The sequence below is a fragment of the Streptomyces sp. NPDC090445 genome (genome assembly GCF_044769385.1).
Classification (GTDB): domain Bacteria; phylum Actinomycetota; class Actinomycetes; order Streptomycetales; family Streptomycetaceae; genus Streptomyces.
Genome location: NZ_JBIVXV010000072.1, coordinates 1 through 2,372, shown reverse-complemented (window position 1 = coordinate 2,372; position 2,372 = coordinate 1). Strand labels below are relative to the sequence as shown.

General features: G+C 76.1%; 1 protein-coding gene. It reads left to right on the top strand.

Annotated features, from left to right (window positions below):
- On the top strand, window positions 1–2,372 hold a 2,372-nt coding region (locus tag ACIQUT_RS40235), incomplete at both ends, for an amino acid adenylation domain-containing protein (protein ID WP_403570690.1).

The following is a 2,372-nucleotide window of genomic DNA, read 5'->3' as shown; positions in this document are numbered from 1 at the left end:
GCGAACCGGTTCGCGCATGCGCTGATCGCCCGCGGGGTCGGCCCGGAGCAGACCGTGGCCGTGGCCCTGCCGCGGTCGGTGGAGTCGGTGGTGGCGGTCCTGGGTGTGCTGAAGGCCGGGGCCGCGTACCTGCCGGTGGACCCGGCGTACCCGCAGGCGCGGATCGCGTTCATGCTGGAGGACGCCCGTCCGGCGTTGACGGTCGACGACCCGGCGATGACGGTCGAGGGGGACTGGCCGGACACCGATCCGGCCGTCGCGCTCGACGTCCGGCACCCGGCGTACGTGATCTACACCTCGGGCTCGACCGGCCGGCCCAAGGGCGTCGTGGTCGGCCACGCCGGCGTGGCGGGCCTGGTGGCGGCGCAGGTCGAGCGGCTCGGCGTGGCGCCGGGCAGCCGGGTGCTCCAGTTCGCCTCGCCCAGCTTCGACGCGTCCTTCTGGGACCTGTGCAGCGCCCTGCTCACCGGCGCCGCCCTCGTCCTGGCCCCGGCAGAAGCCCCGCTGGAGGCCCTGACGGACCGCCGGCTCGACGTCACCCACGTGACGCTGCCGCCCTCGGCCCTGGCCGCGGTGGAGAGCGCCGACCTCACGGCCTCCACCCTGGTGGTGGCGGGTGAGGCCTGCCCGCCGGAGCTGGTGGCCCGGTGGGCGCCCGGACGCCGGATGATCAACGCGTACGGTCCGACGGAGACCACGGTGTGCGCGACCATGAGTGACCCGCTGTCCCCGGGGTCCGGTGTACCGCCGATCGGCCGACCGGTCGCGGGTTTCCGGGCCTACGTGCTGGACGAGCGCCTGCGCATCGTGCCGCCGGGTGTGGTGGGAGAGCTGTACGTCGCCGGGGCGGGCCTGGCCCGCGGGTACCTGAACCGGCCCGGGCTCACCGCCGGGCGGTTCGTCGCCTGCCCGTTCGGCGCCGACGGCGAACGCATGTACCGCACCGGCGACCTCGTCCGCCGGCGCGCCGACGGCGACCTCACATACGCCGGCCGCGCCGACGACCAGGTGAAGGTCCGCGGCTTCCGCATCGAACCCGGCGAGATCGAGGCAGCCCTGGCCGAACACCCCGCCGTCGCGCAGGCCGCCGTCCTCGCCCAGGACGACCGGCTCGTCGCCTACACGGCGGCGCGCCCCGACGCGGTCGCAGGCCCGGCGGAGCTGGCGGCGTATCTGCGCGACCGCCTGCCCGACTACCTGGTGCCGTCGGCGTTCGTGCTGCTGGACGCGCTGCCGCTGACGCCGAACGGGAAGCTGGACCGTGCGGCGCTGCCCGCACCCGAGGCGGTGACCACGGTGACGGGCCGCGCGCCCCGCACGCCGCAGGAGCAGATTCTGTGCGGGCTGTTCGCCGAGGTGCTGGGCCTGCCGCGGGTCGGTGTCGACGACGACTTCTTCGACCTGGGCGGGCACTCCCTGCTCGCCACCCGGCTGGTCGCGCGGGTGCGCTCGGTGCTCGGTGTGGAGCTCGGGCTGCGCGCGCTCTTCCAGGCGCCCACCGCGGCGGGCCTGGCCGAGGCGCTGACCGGCGCCGGCCACGCCCGCCCGGCGCTGACCGTGCACGAGCGGCCGGAGGCGGTGCCGCTGTCCTTCGCCCAGCGCCGGCTCTGGTTCCTGCACCGCATGGACGGCACCGCAGCGACGTACCACATCCCGCTGGCGCTCCAGCTGACCGGGACGCTCGACCGGTCCGCGCTGGACGAGGCGCTGGCCGACGTGGTGGCCCGGCACGAGAGCCTGCGGACGGCGTTCCCGGAGGTCGACGGCGTACCGTGCCAGCGGGTCCTGGACCCGGCCGAGGCCCGGCCCCGGGCGCGGCTGACCGAGGTGTCGCAGGCCGAACTGCCGGAGCGGCTCGCCGAGTCCGCCCGGCAGCCCTTCGATCTGGCGGCGGAGCCGCCGCTGCGGGCGGAGCTGTTCGCGGTCGCGCCGGACGAGCACGTGCTGCTGCTGGTCATGCACCACATCGCCGGCGACGGCTGGTCCACCGGCCCGCTGGCCCGCGACCTGGCCGAGGCGTACGCCGCCCGGTGCGAGGGCCGCGCGCCGCACCGGCAGGCCCTTCCGGTGCAGTACGCCGACTACACGCTGTGGCAGCGCGACCTGCTCGGCGACGCCGCCGACCCCCGGAGCCGGTTCGCCGAGCAGCTCGACTACTGGAAGCGCCAGCTGTCCGACCTGCCGGAGCTGCTCCGGCTGCCCGCCGACCGGCCGCGGCCGGCCGTCGCCGGCTGGCGCGGGGACCACGTCGGCCTGGAGCTGAGCCCCGAACTGCATGCCGCTCTGGTGGAGTTGGCCCGGGGGTCGGGTGCGAGTCTGTTCATGGTGCTGCAGGCGGCGTTGGCGGCGCTGTACACGCGGTTGGGCGCGGG